This window comes from Limnohabitans sp. TEGF003 (assembly GCF_055395455.1).
In genome coordinates, this window is record NZ_AP029225.1 from 674,504 (window position 1) to 691,175 (window position 16,672).

The following is a 16,672-nucleotide window of genomic DNA, read 5'->3' on the forward strand; positions in this document are numbered from 1 at the left end:
TTGGATTTCAGCGGCGCGTTTCAGGCTGCACTCAGGGCGCGGCTGATGACCTCGCGCACGTCGTTCGACAGGTCTGTTTTGGCCGCCACGCGCTCGATGGCGACTTTGGCCGCGCTGCGGTAAGGCTCGGCCAGGCGGCTCCAGCGGTCCATGGCACGGGCCAGGCGTGCGGCCACTTGCGGGTTGATGGCGTCCAGCGCCAGCACCTGCTCGCTCCAATAGACATAGCCTGCGGCGTCCGGGCGGTGGAATCCGGCCGGGTTGGCGCTGCAGTAGCTGAAGATCAGGCTGCGGGCGCGGTTGGGGTTGCGCAGGCTGAAGTCGGGGTGTTGCATGAGCTGACGCACACGCGGCAGCACATCACCTGCGCGGTCGGGGGCCCCGGCCTGCAAGGCAAACCACTTGTCGATGACCAGCGCTTCGTGCTGGAACAGTTTGTGGAACAAGGCCAAGGCGTCTTGTGCGAGTGCATGGCCGCTGACCACCAGGGCCGACAAGGCGTTGAAGCGGTCGGTCATGTTGCCCGCGTCCTTGAACTGCTGGTACACCCGGCCGGGCGTGACGGCATCGCCGTTGCGCACAGCGGCCACGCACAGCATGGTCATGGCCAGACCGGACAGGGCACGTCGGCCAGCCGACTTGGCGTCGGGCGAGTAAGCGCCATTGTTTTTATGCGCGTCCCAGGCCCATTGCCAGTCGGCTTGCAGGGCGGAGGCCAGTTGCAGGCGCATGGTTTCGCGCAGGGCGTGCACGCGCTGCGGATCGACGACATCGAGCTGGTCGGCGATGTAGTTCTCGGATGGCAGCGTCAGCGCCAGGTCCTTGAAGGCCGCATCCAGTGTGGGGTGGCGCAGCACATTGCGCAGGGCTGCCACCAGGGCGTCGGACAGCACGGGCTGGCCCGTCAAGTCCTTGTTTTGCTGGATGGCATCCAGAGCGCTTTGCAGCATCAGGCGCTGGCCAGCTTCCCATTGGTTGAAGGGGTCGCTGTCGTGGGCCAGCAAAATCAGCAGGTCGTCGGCGTTCAGGCCGTCTTCGAGCACCACCGGGGCGCTGAAACCGCGCAAGAGTGAAGGCACGGGTTCGCTGTCGATGTTGACAAAGGAGTAGCTGGCGCTGGCCTCGGTCAGCACCAGGGTGTGCTGAGGCGCGGCTTCGCTGCTGCCAGCCAGCTGCAAGGGCAGGGCAGCGCCGTCGCGGCTGAGCAGACCCAAAGTCACCGGGATCACGAAGGGCGCTTTGCGGTCCTGATCGGGGGTGGCTGGGCAGCTTTGGCTGAGGGTGAGGGTGTAGGTGCGCTCGGCCGCGTTGTAGGCGCCCGTGGCTTGAAGGCGCGGTGTACCGGCCTGGCTGTACCAGTGTTTGAAGGTGTCCAGATGCAGAGCCAGCGCCGAGCCGGGGTTGGCGTCGGCAATCGCTTGCGCAAAGTCGTCGCAGGTCACGGCCTGGCCGTCATGCCGCTCAAAGTAGAGCTTCATGCCTTTGGCAAAACCATCGCGGCCCTGCAGGTCTGAAGGCGTAGCCACCAGCGTTTGCATCATGCGAACGACTTCGGCGCCTTTTTCGTAGATGGTGACGGTGTAGAAGTTGTTGATCTCCACATAGCTGTCCGGGCGCACCGGGTGGGCCATGGGGCCGGCGTCTTCGGCGAACTGCACGGTGCGCAGCACGCGCACGTCTTCGATGCGCTTGACGGCGCGGGCACTGGCCTCGCCGGCCATGTCCTGGCTGAACTCCTGGTCGCGGAAGACCGTGAGGCCTTCCTTGAGCGAGAGCTGGAACCAGTCGCGGCAGGTGATGCGGTTGCCGGTCCAGTTGTGGAAGTATTCATGGCCCACGACGGATTCGATGTTGCCGAAATCCATGTCGGTGGCGGTGTTCGGGTTGGCCAACACGTACTTGGTGTTGAAGATGTTCAGGCCCTTGTTTTCCATCGCGCCCATGTTGAAGTCGCTGGTGGCGACGATCATGAAGCGTTCCAGATCGAGCGGCAGGCCAAAGCGGGCCTCGTCCCAGGCCACGCTGGCCATGAGCGAGTTCATCGCGTGTTCGGTCTTGTCCAGGTCACCCGGGCGCACAAACACTTGCAGCAAGTGTTCAGTGCCACTGCGGCTCGTGATGCGCTGCTCGCGCGCGACCAGTTGGCCCGCGACGAGGGCGAACAGGTAGCAAGGCTTTTTGTGTGGATCGACCCACTTGGCAAAATGTCTCGGACCGTTGGGGCCGTCTTCCAGTGCACCTTGCTCGACCAGGTTGCCATTGCTCAGCAGCACCGGGTATTTGGCCTTGTCGGCACGCAGCGTGACGGTGTAGCTGGCCATCACGTCCGGGCGGTCCAGGAAGTAGGTGATGCGGCGGAAACCCTCGGCCTCGCACTGGGTGAAGAACGAGTCGTTGCTGACGTACAGGCCCATCAACTGGGTGTTCTTCTCGGGGTTGCAGGTGGTGAAGATTTCCAGATCGAAGGCGTCATGGCCTTCGGGCAGGTTTTCCAGCACCAGCTGGTTGCCGTCCATCTTGAACGAGGTGCCACCGCCGTTGACCAGCACGCGGGCCAAATTCAGCTCTTCGCCATCCAGACGCAGGGGCTGGGCCGCCACATCGGGGTTGCGGCGCAGACGCATTTTGTTGAGCACGCGAGTTTTGGCTGGATCCAGATCAAAGGTCAGATCGACCGTGTCGATCCAGAAAGCCGGGGCGGTATAAGCCGCCCGTTGAATCGCGGTGGGTTGTCCTTCACGCATCAGGAACTCCGTTTGGGTTGTGGTCTGAGCAACTCAGAGGCCTTGTTTCAGTGAGGCTTCGATGAACGCATCCAGGTCGCCATCGAGTACCTTTTGGGTGGCCGAAATTTCGACGTTGGTGCGCAAATCCTTGATGCGGCTGTTGTCCAGCACATAGCTGCGGATCTGGTGACCCCAGCCCACATCGGTCTTGGTGTCTTCCAGCTTTTGCTGCTCTTCCATGCGCTTGCGCATCTCGAAGTCGTACAGGCGCGAGCGCAGGCGCTGCCAGGCCACGTCGCGGTTGCTGTGCTGGCTGCGGCCGTCCTGGCACTGCACCACGATGCCCGTGGGGATGTGCGTCAGGCGCACGGCCGAGTCGGTCTTGTTGATGTGCTGACCGCCCGCGCCGCTGGCGCGGAAGGTGTCGGTGCGCACATCGGCCGGGTTGATGTTGATCTCGATCGAGTCGTCGATTTCGGGGTAGACAAACAGCGAGGCGAACGAGGTGTGGCGACCGCCCGACGAGTCAAACGGGCTTTTGCGCACCAGGCGGTGCACCCCCGTTTCGGTGCGCAACAGGCCAAAAGCGTATTCGCCTTCGATCTTGATGGTCGCGCCCTTGATGCCAGCGGTGTCACCAGGGGTTTCGTCTTCCACAGTGGCCTTGAAGCCCTTGCGTTCGGCGTATTTGAGGTATTGGCGCAGCAGCATGCTGGCCCAGTCACAGGCCTCGGTGCCACCGGCGCCCGCCTGGATGTCGATGAAGCAGTTGAGCGGATCGGCCTCGTGGCGGAACATGCGGCGGAACTCGAGGTCTTCCACGAGCTTGGCCAGCTTGGCGGTTTCGGCTTCGATGGTCAGCAGACCGTCGTCATCGCCTTCTGCCTTGCTCATCTCGAAGAGTTCAAGGTTGTCGGCCAGCTCGTTGGTCAAGGTGGTGATGGTGACCACCACGCTGTCGAGCGCTTTTTTCTCTTTGCCCAGTTCCTGGGCTTTTTTGGGGTCGTTCCAGACCGTGGGATCTTCGAGCGATGCGTTGACGGTTCTCAGCCGTTCAGATTTGGCATCGTAGTCAAAGATACCCCCGTAACTCGTGGGTACGAGCGGTCAGGTCTGTGAGGGATGCGCCGATTTGGTTGATGCGTTCTGCGTCCATGATGAAAGTGTCCGGTTCGGTAAACCGGGCATTTTCTCATGACTTGGCTGCGCGCCCGCCTGCCGGGTGGCTTAAAACTGGCGCCCGTAAGAGAACATCAGGGCCGCCGTGCCCAGAAACTTGATCTGCACCGAATCGTGCTGGGTCAGTTTGTAACCCACAGACGGAATGATGGCGGGATTGAAGCCTTTGTAGTTCAGGGGCACTTTGTTCTCATACGGCGCCACATAGCCGTACATGATGCCGCCCGTGACTTTGGCAAACAGCTGAGGCACGCCCCACAAATTGTTGAACTGCTGACCGGCGTAAACGTACACCGAAGGCTGTCCAAACGAGTTGCTGAAAAAACTCACACCGCACAAGCGGTCGCCCGGCAGTTGCTCGTCAATCGCCACCAGGACCACTTTTTTGTGTTCCGGGTTGTTGCTGAAGTGGTGGGTGTACGGCGAAAACGTGAATTCTCCCCGGTGTGCGGGCTCAGGTGCGCCTTGGACGGCCAGAAAGTCAGGGCAATAGCGGCTGTTGGCGTCTGCATGCGCCGAAGCGAACGACACAGACAAGGCCGCAGCCAGGCAGAAACGGGAGAGGGTGGTGAGGGACATGGCCAACAGTCATCAAAACTAAAACGACCTGATTTTAGGGCCTCTCAGGCCATGAACTTCTCGAGCAAGGCCGCCAGGGCATGTGGTTGGTCGTGGTGCAGCATGTGCCCGGCGTCCTGGATCACGGCTTGTTCCAGCTGGGGCACGGAGTTCAAGCGCTCGTGGAACTCGGCCAAGGTGTATTGCCCTTTCCACCACTGGCTGAGCGAGTCGTCCGAGGCTTCCACCACCAGCACCGGGGCGCTGATGCGGCGGTACATGGCCAGCGCTTCTTCGACGTGGAACAGATACGGGTTGATGACCTTGTGCGCCGAGTCGCCCAGGATGCGCCACTGGCCATCGGGGCCTGGCCGGGCCCAATGCTGGGACAGCCAATCGGCTTTGTCCTGGCCCAGGCGGCGGTTGGTTTTCATCAAACGCGCGGCCACGCCCGCAGCGTCGGGGTAGGCTTTGAGGGTGTTGTCGCCCGCGCGTTGGGCTTTGAGCTCATCGAGCCACTTTGCCATGCGGGTGGGCGCTTGGGCAGGCTGCGTGCTGGCCATGCCGAACCCTTCGAGGTTGACCAGGCGGCGGATGCGTTCGGGGCGGGTGCCCGCGTACATCATGACCACGTTGCCGCCCATGCTGTGGCCGACCAGATCGATCGCCTGACCTGGGTAGAGCGCATCAAGCAGGGCGTCCAGATCGGCCAAATAGTCGGGGAACCAGTAGCTGTCGGTGGGTGGTGTCTCGGTCAGGCCATAACCGCGCCAGTCCATCGCGATGATGGGGCGCTGGCTGACAAAAGCCTCGCTGAAGGCATCGACCATGAACTGGTAGGAGGCGGCCACGTCCATCCAGCCGTGGGCCAAAACGAGCGGGGTGGCTCCGGGTGTGGGTGTGCCCCACTGGCGGACGTGGTAGCGGCAGCCGCGCAGCGGCACCCAGTGGCTTTGTGATTCGCGTTGAACTTGGTACATACTTTCGATCATAAGGAGACACACGATGAGCGTCAGTCGCAACCAGGACCGCCAAGCCCGAAAAACAACCCAGGGCACCACTGACCGCTACCCCGCCATCCACCAGGCCTTTGGCTGGAAGGTGCCCAAGCGCTTCAACATGGCGCAGGCTTGTTGCGGACGATGGGCGGCCGATGCCGCCACGTCCCGGTGCGTCGCCATCCGCGAACATGTGGCGGGTCGGGGCCTGGGCCAGAGCTGGACCTTTGGCCAGCTGCAAACCGCAGCCAACAGTTTGAGCCGTGTGCTGCAGGCGCAGGGCGTGCAGCGCGGCGACCGGGTGGCGATTGTGTTGCCCCAGCGTTTTGAAACCGCCGTGGCCTACACGGCGGTGCTCCAAATGGGCGCGGTGGCCATGCCCCTGTCCATGCTGTTTGGGCCCGAGGCGCTGTCTTTTCGCATCAACGACAGCCAGGCATGTGTGGCCGTGTGCGACGAATCCACCGTGCAAGCCTTGCAGCAGGCGCGGTCCGACTGCCCTGGTTTGCAAACCCTGATTGGGGTCGGGCAGGCAGGGGCTTCGGCCGACCTCGACTACGCACAAGCCGTGAGCAGTCAGGCGGCATCGTTCAAAGCCGTGAGCACCCTGGCCGAAGACCCGGCGGTGCTGATTTACACCAGCGGCACCACCGGCAACCCCAAAGGCGCACTCATCCCGCACCGGGCGTTGATCGGTAACCTCACGGGTTTTGTGTGCAGCCAGAACTGGTTTGGCTTTGACCCGTTTGACGCCAGCCGCCCGTCCAAAGCGGTGTTTTGGTCGCCCGCCGACTGGGCCTGGACCGGGGGCTTGATGGATGCCTTGCTGCCAAGCCTCTATTTTGGGCGGCCCATCGTGGCGTTCAACGGGCGCTTTTCACCCGAAGCGGCGTTTGAGATTTTGCAAAGTCACGGCGTGACACACACCTTTTTGTTCCCCACGGCGCTCAAAGCCATGATGAAAGCCGTGCCCGATGTGAAGGCCCGTTACAAGCTCAAGCTGCAAGCCATGATGAGCGCGGGCGAGGCGGTGGGTGACGCGGTGTTTGCGTATGTCCAGCAGCAGATGGGCGTGACGGTGAACGAGATGTTTGGCCAGACCGAGATCAACTATGTGGTGGGCAACTGCACCCGGCTGTGGCCCGCCAAGCCCGGCAGCATGGGCAAGGGCTACCCCGGACACCAGGTTGCGGTGATCGACGAAGCCGGGCAGCTGTGCCCGCCCGGCACGCCGGGTGAGGTGGCTGTGAACCTCTTCGATGTGCACGGCCACCCGGACCCGGTGTTCTTTCTGGGTTACTGGAACAACGCCAAAGCCACGCAGGCCAAGTACACGGGCGACTGGTGCCGCACGGGCGACATGGCGGTGGCGGACGAGGACGGCTACCTCTGGTATCAGGGCCGCACCGACGACATGTTCAAGGCCGCCGGTTACCGCATCGGGCCGGGTGAGATCGAGAACTGCCTGGTCAAGCACCCCGCCGTGCAGAATGCCGCTGTGGTGCCCAAGCCCGACGCCGACCGGGGCGCTGTGGTCAAGGCCTATGTGGTGCTGTCGCCCGATTGGCTGGCCCGCAGGCCCACCGGGTCTGGGCAGGCCAGCTTTGACGACGAGGTACGCCGCGAACTGCAAGCCCATGTGAAGGGTCTGCTGGCCCCCTATGAATACCCTAAAGAAATCGAGTTCATCGACCAGCTGCCCATGACCACCACCGGCAAAGTGCAGCGGCGCGTCTTGCGGCTGCAAGAAGAGGCCAGGGCCACCGCGTTGGCCAAAAGGCCGTGACAAAATAGACTTCTTGCCCATGCTTCCAAGCCCGCAGGGCTTGCGGATTCTGGGGCCGTCCTGAGATGGCCCCCTCTTTTTTTCAAAAAACAACAGGACACACCATGAAACTCGTTCAACTCGGCCAGACCGATTTGCAAGTCACGCCCATCTGTCTGGGCACCATGACCTTTGGCCAGCAGGTCAACGAAGCCGATTCGCACGCCATCCTGGACCGCTCGCTGGAAGCGGGCATCAACTTCATCGACACGGCCGAGATGTACGCCGTGCCCGCTTCGGCCGAGACCTGCGGCGCGACGGAAACCTTCATCGGCAACTGGTTCGCCAAGCACCCCGGTGCCCGCCAAAAGCTGGTGCTGGCGACCAAAGTGGCAGGCCCCTCACGTGGCATGCCCTGGATTCGTGAAGGTTCGGGCATGACGGGGCAAGACATCCTGAACGCCTGCGACGGCAGCCTGCGCCGCCTGCAAACCGATGTGATCGACCTGTACCAGATCCACTGGCCCGAGCGCCATGTGCCCGTGTTTGGCATGACCTATTTCGACCCGTCCAAAGACAAGTCGGTCACCTCCATCCATGAACAGCTCGAAGCCCTGTCCAAACTGGTCAAGGCGGGCAAGGTGCGCCACATCGGTCTGTCCAACGAAACGCCTTACGGCGTGCACGAGTTTGTGCGCCTGGCCGAGCAGCATGGCCTGCCGCGTGTGGCCACGGTGCAAAACCCCTACTGCCTGGTCAGCCGCACCTATGACAACGGGCTGGACGAAACCTGCTACCGCCTGAATGTGTCGATGCTGGCGTATTCGCCGCTGGGCTTTGGCCTGCTGACTGGCAAATACGACAACGACGACCTGAAAGGTCCGCTGGTGCCGGATGGTGGACGCATCGCCCGCTACGACTCCATGCGCAAACAGCGCTGGGGCCGCCCAGAGGCCTTGGCTGCCGCCCGCCGTTACAACCAGCTGGCCCGCGACAACGGCATGACGCCCACCCAGATGGCGTTGGCGTTTTGCTACCACCGCTGGAGCGTGGCCAGCACCATCATCGGTGTGACCTCGCTGGCGCAGCTCAACGAAGACCTGGCCGCCTGGAACACCCAGTTGACGCCCGAAGTGCTCAAGGCGATCGACGACATCCGCTGGGAAATGCGCGACCCGGCTTTGTGACGTGGCTGGGTGATATCGGGCGATGGCCAAGAAAGACAAAGTCAGCGAAACCCCGGCCACGGCGCTTTTGCGTTCGCACGGGGTGAGCTTCACCGAGCACCCCTATGAATATCTGGAACACGGTGGGGCCCAGCACAGCGCTCAGGTGTTGGGCATGGACCCGTTTGCGGTGGTCAAAACCCTGATCATGCAAGACCAGGATGCCAAGCCGCTGGTGGTGCTGATGCACGGCAACCGCAAGGTGTCCACCAAAAATCTGGCGCGGCAGATCGGTTTGAAGTCGGTCGAGCCTTGCGCCCCCGAGGTGGCCAACCGGCACAGCGGTTACCTGGTGGGCGGCACCTCGCCGTTTGCCACGCGCCGTGCCATGCCGGTCTTCATCGAAGAAAGCATCCTGGCTTTGCCGCGCATTTGCATCAACGGTGGTAGGCGCGGTTATCTGGTGGGCATCGACCCGCAGGTGTGTGTGCAGCTGCTGGGCGCCCAGCCCGTGAACTGCGCACTGGCAGAATGACGCCCGTACAAGAACAAGGGAGCTTTTGATGGATGTGGTGATTCCAGTGGCCGTGGTGTTGGCCAGTTATTTGATGGGCTCGCTCAGCTTCGCGGTGATCGTGAGCCGCCTGATGGGGCTGAACGACCCGCGCAGCTATGGCAGCAAAAACCCCGGCGCTACCAATGTGCTGCGCTCGGGCAGCAAAAAAGCGGCCATCCTGACTTTGTTGCTGGACGCCTTCAAGGGCTGGTTACCAGTGGCGTTGGTGCTGACTTACGGGCCAGAACAGGGTTTGGGTGCCAGCACCGCTGCCTTGGCGGGCTTGGCTGCATTTCTGGGGCACCTTTACCCGGTATTTTTTGGTTTTGTCGGCGGCAAAGGCGTGGCCACTGCGGTAGGCGTGCTGGTGGGGGTCAACGGTTCATTGGCCCTGGCCACGGTGCTGAGTTTTGCCATTGTCTTGTACTTCAGCCGCTACGTGTCGCTGGCTTCGATGGTGGCTGCGGTGTTCGCGCCAGTTTTTTACCTGTTTGGCGACGGCGTGGCCTGGCAAGCCACTTCGCCCGAGGTCTTGAGCCTCGCCGTCATGGCCTTGCTGCTGCTCTGGCGTCACCGTGAAAATATCAACCGCCTGCTGGCGGGCACCGAATCCAAACTTGGGCAGAAAAAAGCATGAGCCAAGACATTCAGAGGCTGCACGTGGCAGCCCGTTACAGCGAAGCGGCTGTTTTCAATGGTGTGGTGTACCTGGCGGGCATGGTCCCCGAGTGCGAAGCCACCGACATCCGAAGCCAAACCGCCGATGTGTTGCGGCAGATCGATGTGCGCTTGGCCGAGGCGGGCAGCGACAAAACCCGCATCCTGCGCACCCAGATTTACCTCAAAGACATCGCTGACATCACCGCCATGAACGAGGTATGGGACGCCTGGGTGGTGGCCGGCAGTGCGCCACCGCGTGCCACGGTGCAGGCAGCGCTGGCCAATCCGGCCTATTTGATCGAAGTGGTGGTCACAGCGGCGGTGGCATAAGAGGGTCTTGGGCACAGAGGGTGGTCATACCCGCGAAGGCGGGTATCCATGACAGTCGAAGGCATGGACCCCGGATCAAGTCCGGGGTGACAGAGGGTCGTCATACCCGCGAATGCGGGTATCCATGTCTGCCGAAGGCATGGGCACCCGATCAAGTCGGGTGTGACAAATGGTTGTTCATGCCCACCTTGTACTGTCGTGCCCGTCTTGCTCAGTCATGCCCGCGAAGGCGGGTATCCATGACAGTCGAAGGCATGGACCCCGGATCAAGTCCGGTGTGACAGAGGGTCGTCATACCCGCGAATGCGGGTATCCATGTCTGCCGAAGGCATGGGCACCCGATCAAGTCGGGTGTGACAAAGGCCAGGGCTTCACATGCGCTCAAAAATCGCCGCGATGCCCTGACCGCCCCCGATGCACATGGTGACCAGCGCGTAGCGGCCTTGAATGCGCTGCAGCTCGTACAGGGCTTTCACGGTGATCAGTGCGCCCGTGGCGCCAATGGGGTGGCCCAGCGATATGCCCGAGCCGTTGGGGTTGACCTTGGCGGGGTCCAGGCCCAGCTCGCGCGTCACGGCGCAGGCTTGGGCGGCAAAGGCTTCGTTGGCCTCGATCACGTCCAGGTCGTTCACGCTCAGGCCGGTTTTCTTGAGCACGGCTTGCGTGGCGCTGATGGGGCCCACGCCCATGATCTTGGGGTCCAGGCCCGTGTGGGCGTAGCCCACCAGGCGGGCCAGGGGCTTGGCACCCCGGGCCTTGGCGGCACCGGCTTCCATCAGCACCACAGCGGCAGCGGCGTCGTTGATGCCCGAGGCGTTGCCTGCGGTCACGGTGCCGTTTTCTTTCACGAACACGGGCTTGAGCTTGGCCATGTCTTCGAGCTTGCAGCCGGGGCGGAAGTGCTCGTCGGTGGCCCAGGCCACATCACCTTTTTTGCTCTTTAGCGTGACGGGCACGATCTGGTCCTTGAAGTACCCGGCGGCTGTGGCGCGTTCGGCGCGGTTGTGGCTTTCCAGCGCCAGGGCGTCCTGCATTTCACGGGTGATGCCGTATTTGGCGGCCACGTTTTCGGCGGTCACGCCCATGTGGATGTTGTGGAAGGGGTCGTGCAGGGCGCCGACCATCATGTCGACCATCTTGGTGTCGCCCATGCGCACGCCCCAGCGTGAGCTCAGGCTGGCGTAGGGGGCGCGGCTCATGTTTTCCGCGCCGCCGCCAATGGCGATGTCGCAGTCGCCCAGCAGGATGGACTGGCTGGCACTGACGATGGCCTGCAGGCCCGAGCCGCACAGGCGGTTGACGTTGAAGGCGGGGGTGCTTTCGGCGCAGCCGCCGTTGATGGCCGCTACGCGCGACAAATACATGTCTTTGGGCTCGGTGTTGACCACGTGGCCGAACACCACATGGCCCACGTCCTTGCCCTCGGTGCCCGCGCGGGACAGGGCTTCGCGCACGACTTGCGCGGCTAGCTCGGTGGGCGGGATGTCTTTGAGGCTGCCGCCATAGGTACCAATGGCGGTGCGCACACCGCTGACAACAACAACTTCACGGCTCATGGGAGGTCTCCAGATTTAAAAAAATTGACAAATGGGTATGGGGTACAACGCCGACCAGTGTCCGGCGCAATGGCTACAGCGGCCTGACAAGGGGGTGTTTGGACTCGCTCAGGCTTTTCAGCCCCGCACATCGGCCACGGGTTCGCGCCCGAAGTCGGGCCGGGCCAAAAAGCGCAGCACCTGCTCGGCGGCCTGTGCGGGCGAGCTGAGCTGGCCTTGGGCTTTGAGCTGCAAAAACTTCGACTGGTCCGGAAAAGCCTCGCCCGCCGCACCGCGCAGCTGCACCTGCATGTCGGTGTCGATCACGCCGGGGGCGAGCGAGCAGACTTTGGCACCGTTGGGGTGCAAGGCTTCGTCCAGCGCCAGGCAGCGGGTGAAATGGTCCATGCCCGCTTTGGCGGCGCAGTAACCCGCTTGCGAAGCCATGGGGTAACGGCCCAGGCCCGATGAAATGTTGAGCACTTTGCGGGGAACGGGCCAATCCTGCGTCGCCCCTAAAAACGCTGCACTCAGCGCCATGGGGGCTTCCAGGCCAACGCGCAGGGCCAAGGCCAGGTCTGCGGGCTGGGACTGGCGCAGCGGTGCGATGGGCGGAATGACGCCCGCGTTGTTGATCAGGCTGGCACTGGCGAAATCCGCCGGGTTCTGGCTTTGCAGCCATTCGCGCAGGCGCTCGCTGGCGCCTTGGCCATCGGCCAGGTCGTGGGTCCATTGCGTGAGCGGCACATCCGCCTTTTGGGCGGCTGCGGCCAGATCGGGGTTGGTGTGGCGCGAGATGCACAGCAGGGCTTTGCCGCGCTGCAGCAGTTGCTCGGCCATGGCCAGGCCCATGCCGCGTGAAGCGCCCGTCAGGATGTAGAGGTGTTGTGGCATGGCCAACATGCTAGCGGCATGAACCCGTCCTGTGGGTGCCGCAGATGACAGGCGGGCTGGATGCCAAGCCATTCGGCCGCAGGGGCGGCCTCCCACAGGTACAGCTGGATTCAGGACCTTTGTGGGAGCGCGCCCCTGCGCGCGAATGCATGCAGGCCTGCGGCCTTTGTCATTGATCTGTGGCTGCCCGGATCCGGTTGACCTGCAGGGGCGTGACTTCGCTGGCCTGGTTGCCCCAGCGGGTGCGCAGATGGGTCAGCACGGCCGCGATGTCGCGGTCGTCGAGCTCCAGCACCGCAGGCGGCATGCCAAAGGGGCGGGGGTGGCCTTGGGTGGCAGGGCCGTAGCCACCGTACAGCACCAGCTGCACCAGGTTGGTGGGGTCGTTCAGCAGCACGGCTCGGTTGCCAGCCAGGGCGGGGTAGGCCACCTCGCCCGACGCGGTTTTGACGCCCTCACCGCGCTCACCGTGGCATTGCAGGCATTGGTTTTCGTAGACCTTGGCACCCTGGGTGGCCACTTGCAGGCTGATGCGGGCGGGTGGGGTCTTTGCAGTGGGCTGAGCCGTGCTTTGGGCACGGGACTGCAGGTACACGGCCATGGCCTGCAAGTCGGTCTCGTTCAGGTGCTGCAGGCTGTGCTGTACCACTTCGCCCATGGGGCCGCTGGTTTGGGCGGTGTTGGACGCGCCTGTGCGCAGCAGCCGCACGATCTCCGCCAGGGGTGTGCTGGCCATGCCGCTTTCGGTGTCGCGCGTCAGGTCAGGCGCGTACCAGTTCACCACGGGCATGAGGCCACCTGACAAATCGTTCACCGCGCCGCTGGCCCCCAGCGCATTGCGCGGGCTGTGGCAGGCGGCGCAGTGGCCCAGGCCTTGCACCAGGTAAGCGCCCCGGTTCCATTCGGCGGTTTGTGCTTTGTTGACCTGGAAGGGGCTGGGCTCAAAAAACAGGCTGCGCCACACGGCCAGCGCGGGCTGCGTGCCCACCGGCCAAACCAGGTTGTGCGCTGGCTGGGCCTGCACCACCGGGGGCAGGGTGCGCAGCCAGGCCAAGATCGCATCGCTGTCCTGGCGCGTGATGACGCTGGTGTGGTTGTACGGGAAAGCCGGGGTCAGCAAGCGCCCATCTTTGGAGCGACCCCGGTGCATGGCTTGCCAGAAGTCTTGCGCTGTCCATCGGCCCAGGCCCGTCTCGGGGTCGGGCGTGAGGTTGCTGCTGTACACACCGCCAAAGGGGGTGTCGATGCGGCGTCCACCCGCAAAAGGTGTGCCGCCCCGGGTCGTGTGGCAGGCCATGCAGTTGCCCGCCAGGGCCAGGTAGCGGCCTTGTTCGATCTCGGCTTCGGTGGCTGGGGCCGTGACGGCTGTGTTTGGGGCTTGTGGCCCCAGCAGGTCGCCCCAGTTGTCCCACACCACACCCAGAGCCAGCACCAGCAGGCTGGTCAGCGTGACCCAGCCCAGGCGTTTGACCGGGTGCATTTTGAGCAAAGCGTTGGTCATGGTCGGCCCCCTGACTGAGCAGGGGCTGAGCGTGTGGCCGAAAGTTCAGGCGCACTGCCGCAGCGCAGGGCTTCAGGCAAGGCGGGTCCGGCAGGTGGGCGTTCGGCCGGGCGCGTGTCTGCAGGCAGCGGCTGGCGGGCCAGCCAGCTGGAGACGGCGATCAGGTCCTCAGAGGGCATGCGTTGGACGATCTCGGCCATGCAGTCGGGCGCGTGGGCACGGCGCTGTTTGGTTTGCCAGGCGCCCAGCTGTGCGTTCAGGTAGTCCAGCGGCAAGCCCAAGAGCCCTGGCACGTTGGGTTGCACCCCGGTCAGGCGCACGCCGTGGCATTGGGTGCAAGCGGGCAGGCCGCGTGTGGCGTCACCTTGCGTGACCAGTTGCTGGCCTTTGGCCAGGCGCTCGGGCGTGATGGTGTTGTTGGCCGTGGGGGCGGGGTAGGGCAATTTCAGTTCCGAAAAATATTGCGCCATCTCGCCCAGGTAGGCATCGGTCAAAGGGTCGACCATGCGGGCCATCAGTTCGTAATGGCGGCGGCCTTGGGCAAAATTGCGCAGTTGGTTGTGCAGGTAACCGGCCGGTTTGCCCGCCAGACGGGGGTAATAACCATCGGGCCCTGCGCGGCCTTGCTCGCCGTGGCAGGCGGTGCAGGCGCGGGTGCGTTCGGCCATGTCGTCGGCAAAACGGGCAGGGGTTTGGGCGCTGGCCAGGCCGACCGCGATGAGTCCTGTGGCACACCACAAGCCTTTGAAAAACCAGGCTTTGGCGGTTTGTAAACGGGTGTGGCTGGGGCCTGGCAAATCGGCTGCGGCCCGGGGAGTGGCGAAATTCTGGCGGTTCAAATACGTCCTCATACACTGAAGATAACCGAAGCGGCGACAATGTCGGGTTTTGCGCCGAAAGCCCTGTGGCCCCAGTGCGTTGTTTTTTCTTTTTCTGACCAAGCCATGTCCGATATCCAAGTCCGATTCGCCACCCTCCAAGACGCCCCCGCCGTGGCCGCATTGCATGTGAGCGCCTGCCGCGCCGCCTACGCAGGCCAGGTGCCCGATGCCCATTGGGACGCCACGCCCATGCCCAAACGCGTGTCGTTCTGGAAAGAGGCGATCGAGTACGGCGAGCCGCAAGTCATGGTGGCCGTGGATGGCGGGGAGATCGTGGGTTTTGTGGGCTTTGACCGCTCGCGCGACCCCAAGAGCAAAAACACCACGGGCGAGATCTGGGCCATCTACGCCGCGCCCGACCGCATTGGCCAAGGCATTGGCCTGGCTTTGTGGGACGCGGCCCGTGAAGGCCTGCAAGACGAGGACTGCACCGATGTGACGGTCTGGTTGCCGCTGCTGCACGAGCGCACCTTGCGCTTTCATGACCTGGCGGGCTTCAAACGCGAGATGAACACCGCCCGCACCGTGCCGCTGGGCGGCGTGAAGGTCGAAGAAGTGCGCCTCAAGCGCAAGCTGGGCTGATGCCCCTGATACCTTCTGGGGCGCGCATCCTGCTGGCTCCCATGGAGGGGCTGCTGGACCACACCCTGCGCGACATGCTCACGCGGGTGGGCGGGGTGGATTTGTGCGTGTCCGAATTCATCCGTGTCACCAACACGGTGCTGCCGCGCCGCGCTTTCATTCGGGTCGCGCCAGAACTGCTCAATGGCAGCCGCACCGTGGCGGGCGTGCCTGTGCGGGTGCAGTTATTGGGGTCTGACCCCGATTATTTGGCGGCCAATGCCGAGGCTTTGGCCGAGCTGGCGCCCGCGGGCATTGATTTGAATTTTGGCTGCCCAGCCAAAACCGTGAATCAGCACCGCGGTGGTGCCGTGCTGCTGGACGAGCCCGAGCTGGTGGGCCAGATCGTGGCGGCGGTGCGCCGGGCGGTGCCTGCGCACATCCCGGTCTCGGCCAAGATGCGGCTGGGTTACAACGACGACAGCCGCGCAGAAGAGTGTGCTTTGGCCATCGAAGCCGCCGGGGCCAGCGATTTGGTGGTGCATGCCCGCACCAAGGCCCATGGTTACCGCCCACCCGCCTATTGGGAGCGCATTGCCGATTTGCGTCAGCACGTGCGCATGCCTTTGGTCGCCAATGGCGAAATCTGGACTTTGGCAGATGCCTTGCGTTGCCGCGAGGTGACCGGGTGTGACCGTCTGATGATCGGGCGCGGCATGGTGGCCGATCCGGGCCTGGCTTTGGCGATTGCACAGCACGACGCCATGGCCAGCGGCGCGGCATCAAGTGCCGTGACGTGGGTGCAAATTGTGGGTTTGATGCGGCTGTTCTGGCAGGGCATTGCCCTGCGGGTGGCGCCGCGCCACCGGGCCGGACGGCTCAAGCAATGGCTCAATTATTTGCGCCGGGTGTACCCGGAGGCCCAGGAAGCTTTTGATCAGCTGCGTTTGCTGCACGACCCGGCCAAGATCGACCAGTGGCTGGCCGCTCAGGCTTGAGCGTGCAGGCTCAGGTGAGTGGCCACTTCGCTGCGTAGCTGCTCCAGTTGAGGGGCCAGGCGGCTGTAAGCGGCGCGGATATCGTTTGAGTCGCCATGCTTGCTCAGGTTTTCAACGCTGACCACCAGCTCCACCAGGCTGTCCACGCAAAACACCGGGGTGAAGCCTTTGAGCTGGTGCAACAGGCGGTTGACGCCGTGCATATCGTCTTTGTCCAGCATGGCCTGAATTTTGGGCAGGTCTTCGCCCAGGGTTTGGTGCAAGGTGTTCAGAAGTGACAAAACCCCGTTGGCGTCGCCAATGAATTCCATGGCCCGTTCGACGGACAAATAAACAGGGGCAGCAGCTTGGCTCATACAGGCAG

Annotated in this window: 16 protein-coding genes; 7 read left to right on the top strand and 9 right to left on the bottom strand. The window is 63.5% G+C overall.

Going from position 1 to position 16,672, the window contains the following annotated elements; translation table 11 throughout:
• Positions 1–20: 20 nt before the first annotated feature.
• The 4 genes from pepN to ACZ5RT_RS03435 form a co-directional block, all read right to left on the bottom strand.
• Positions 21–2,744, bottom strand: a complete 2,724-nt coding sequence (gene pepN, locus ACZ5RT_RS03420) for an aminopeptidase N (protein WP_464453503.1) — start codon at positions 2,742–2,744, stop codon at positions 21–23.
• A gap of 33 nt (positions 2,745–2,777) precedes the next feature.
• A protein-coding gene (prfB, locus tag ACZ5RT_RS03425) for a peptide chain release factor 2 (RefSeq protein ID WP_108427395.1) occupies positions 2,778–3,882 on the bottom strand; the annotation gives its coding sequence in 2 pieces (ribosomal slippage) (positions 2,778–3,800 and positions 3,802–3,882; 1,104 coding nt in all).
• Positions 3,883–3,953: 71 nt separating this feature from the next.
• A complete protein-coding gene (locus tag ACZ5RT_RS03430) occupies positions 3,954–4,484 on the bottom strand; it encodes a hypothetical protein (RefSeq protein ID WP_464453504.1) in 531 nt (176 codons plus the stop codon).
• 44 nt (positions 4,485–4,528) lie between these two features.
• Positions 4,529–5,443 (bottom strand): alpha/beta fold hydrolase, encoded by a 915-nt coding sequence (locus ACZ5RT_RS03435; RefSeq protein WP_464453505.1) that lies wholly within the window; start codon positions 5,441–5,443, stop codon positions 4,529–4,531.
• A gap of 25 nt (positions 5,444–5,468) precedes the next feature.
• Here ACZ5RT_RS03435 and ACZ5RT_RS03440 point away from each other — a divergent pair, with 25 nt between their 5' ends.
• The 5 genes from ACZ5RT_RS03440 (at position 5,469) to ACZ5RT_RS03460 (ending at position 9,938) form a co-directional block, all read left to right on the top strand.
• On the top strand, positions 5,469–7,247 hold the full coding sequence (locus ACZ5RT_RS03440; protein ID WP_464453506.1) for an acyl-CoA synthetase: 1,779 nt from the start codon (positions 5,469–5,471) through the stop codon (positions 7,245–7,247).
• A gap of 104 nt (positions 7,248–7,351) precedes the next feature.
• The gene (locus ACZ5RT_RS03445; protein WP_464453507.1) at positions 7,352–8,413 is read left to right on the top strand and encodes an aldo/keto reductase; all 1,062 of its coding nucleotides are present in this window, start codon (positions 7,352–7,354) and stop codon (positions 8,411–8,413) included.
• A 22-nt stretch (positions 8,414–8,435) separates the two neighbouring features.
• Entirely contained in the window at positions 8,436–8,927 is a 492-nt protein-coding gene (locus tag ACZ5RT_RS03450; protein WP_464453508.1) for an aminoacyl-tRNA deacylase, read from the top strand.
• A 28-nt stretch (positions 8,928–8,955) separates the two neighbouring features.
• Positions 8,956–9,585 (top strand): glycerol-3-phosphate 1-O-acyltransferase PlsY, encoded by a 630-nt coding sequence (gene plsY, locus ACZ5RT_RS03455; protein WP_464453509.1) that lies wholly within the window; start codon positions 8,956–8,958, stop codon positions 9,583–9,585.
• The gene (locus tag ACZ5RT_RS03460) at positions 9,582–9,938 is read left to right on the top strand and encodes a RidA family protein (RefSeq protein WP_422171953.1); all 357 of its coding nucleotides are present in this window, start codon (positions 9,582–9,584) and stop codon (positions 9,936–9,938) included. Before plsY ends, ACZ5RT_RS03460 begins: the two co-directional genes overlap by 4 nt.
• A 371-nt stretch (positions 9,939–10,309) precedes the next feature.
• Here ACZ5RT_RS03460 and bktB read toward each other — a convergent pair whose 3' ends face one another.
• The 4 genes from bktB to ACZ5RT_RS03480 form a co-directional block, all read right to left on the bottom strand.
• Complete coding sequence (bktB, locus tag ACZ5RT_RS03465) at positions 10,310–11,494, bottom strand: beta-ketothiolase BktB (RefSeq protein WP_464453510.1); 1,185 nt, start codon at positions 11,492–11,494, stop codon at positions 10,310–10,312.
• A 117-nt stretch (positions 11,495–11,611) separates the two neighbouring features.
• Entirely contained in the window at positions 11,612–12,367 is a 756-nt protein-coding gene (locus ACZ5RT_RS03470) for an SDR family NAD(P)-dependent oxidoreductase (RefSeq protein ID WP_464453511.1), read from the bottom strand.
• Positions 12,368–12,536: 169 nt separating this feature from the next.
• Positions 12,537–13,868: a c-type cytochrome gene (locus ACZ5RT_RS03475; RefSeq protein WP_464453512.1), complete on the bottom strand. Its 1,332-nt coding sequence runs from the start codon at positions 13,866–13,868 to the stop codon at positions 12,537–12,539.
• Positions 13,865–14,719, bottom strand: coding sequence for a c-type cytochrome (locus tag ACZ5RT_RS03480; protein ID WP_464453513.1), 855 nt, complete (start codon positions 14,717–14,719; stop codon positions 13,865–13,867). Before ACZ5RT_RS03480 ends, ACZ5RT_RS03475 begins: the two co-directional genes overlap by 4 nt.
• A gap of 93 nt (positions 14,720–14,812) precedes the next feature.
• Here ACZ5RT_RS03480 and ACZ5RT_RS03485 point away from each other — a divergent pair, with 93 nt between their 5' ends.
• Together ACZ5RT_RS03485 and ACZ5RT_RS03490 are read left to right on the top strand one after the other, a co-directional pair.
• Positions 14,813–15,331, top strand: coding sequence for an N-acetyltransferase family protein (locus tag ACZ5RT_RS03485; RefSeq protein WP_464453514.1), 519 nt, complete (start codon positions 14,813–14,815; stop codon positions 15,329–15,331).
• Entirely contained in the window at positions 15,331–16,308 is a 978-nt protein-coding gene (locus tag ACZ5RT_RS03490; RefSeq protein WP_464453515.1) for a tRNA dihydrouridine synthase, read from the top strand. Before ACZ5RT_RS03485 ends, ACZ5RT_RS03490 begins: the two co-directional genes overlap by 1 nt.
• Here ACZ5RT_RS03490 and ACZ5RT_RS03495 read toward each other — a convergent pair.
• Entirely contained in the window at positions 16,299–16,664 is a 366-nt protein-coding gene (locus ACZ5RT_RS03495; RefSeq protein ID WP_291924316.1) for an Hpt domain-containing protein, read from the bottom strand. The genes ACZ5RT_RS03490 and ACZ5RT_RS03495 overlap by 10 nt on opposite strands.
• Between the last annotated feature and the right edge of the window lie 8 nt (positions 16,665–16,672).

What these genes read in the sequence shown, in the direction of transcription:
- ACZ5RT_RS03495 (WP_291924316.1), bottom strand. Translation starts at nt 16,664, where the DNA reads ATGAGCCAAGCTGCTGCCCCTGTTTATTTGTCCGTCGAACGGGCCATG.
- ACZ5RT_RS03450 (WP_464453508.1), top strand. Translation starts at nt 8,436, where the DNA reads ATGGCCAAGAAAGACAAAGTCAGCGAAACCCCGGCCACGGCGCTTTTG.
- ACZ5RT_RS03435 (WP_464453505.1), bottom strand. Translation starts at nt 5,443, where the DNA reads ATGTACCAAGTTCAACGCGAATCACAAAGCCACTGGGTGCCGCTGCGC.
- ACZ5RT_RS03430 (WP_464453504.1), bottom strand. Translation starts at nt 4,484, where the DNA reads ATGTCCCTCACCACCCTCTCCCGTTTCTGCCTGGCTGCGGCCTTGTCT.
- ACZ5RT_RS03480 (WP_464453513.1), bottom strand. Translation starts at nt 14,719, where the DNA reads ATGAGGACGTATTTGAACCGCCAGAATTTCGCCACTCCCCGGGCCGCA.
- ACZ5RT_RS03490 (WP_464453515.1), top strand. Translation starts at nt 15,331, where the DNA reads ATGCCCCTGATACCTTCTGGGGCGCGCATCCTGCTGGCTCCCATGGAG.
- ACZ5RT_RS03445 (WP_464453507.1), top strand. Translation starts at nt 7,352, where the DNA reads ATGAAACTCGTTCAACTCGGCCAGACCGATTTGCAAGTCACGCCCATC.
- ACZ5RT_RS03485 (WP_464453514.1), top strand. Translation starts at nt 14,813, where the DNA reads ATGTCCGATATCCAAGTCCGATTCGCCACCCTCCAAGACGCCCCCGCC.
- ACZ5RT_RS03460 (WP_422171953.1), top strand. Translation starts at nt 9,582, where the DNA reads ATGAGCCAAGACATTCAGAGGCTGCACGTGGCAGCCCGTTACAGCGAA.
- pepN (WP_464453503.1), bottom strand. Translation starts at nt 2,744, where the DNA reads ATGCGTGAAGGACAACCCACCGCGATTCAACGGGCGGCTTATACCGCC.
- ACZ5RT_RS03475 (WP_464453512.1), bottom strand. Translation starts at nt 13,868, where the DNA reads ATGACCAACGCTTTGCTCAAAATGCACCCGGTCAAACGCCTGGGCTGG.
- plsY (WP_464453509.1), top strand. Translation starts at nt 8,956, where the DNA reads ATGGATGTGGTGATTCCAGTGGCCGTGGTGTTGGCCAGTTATTTGATG.
- bktB (WP_464453510.1), bottom strand. Translation starts at nt 11,494, where the DNA reads ATGAGCCGTGAAGTTGTTGTTGTCAGCGGTGTGCGCACCGCCATTGGT.
- ACZ5RT_RS03470 (WP_464453511.1), bottom strand. Translation starts at nt 12,367, where the DNA reads ATGCCACAACACCTCTACATCCTGACGGGCGCTTCACGCGGCATGGGC.
- ACZ5RT_RS03440 (WP_464453506.1), top strand. Translation starts at nt 5,469, where the DNA reads ATGAGCGTCAGTCGCAACCAGGACCGCCAAGCCCGAAAAACAACCCAG.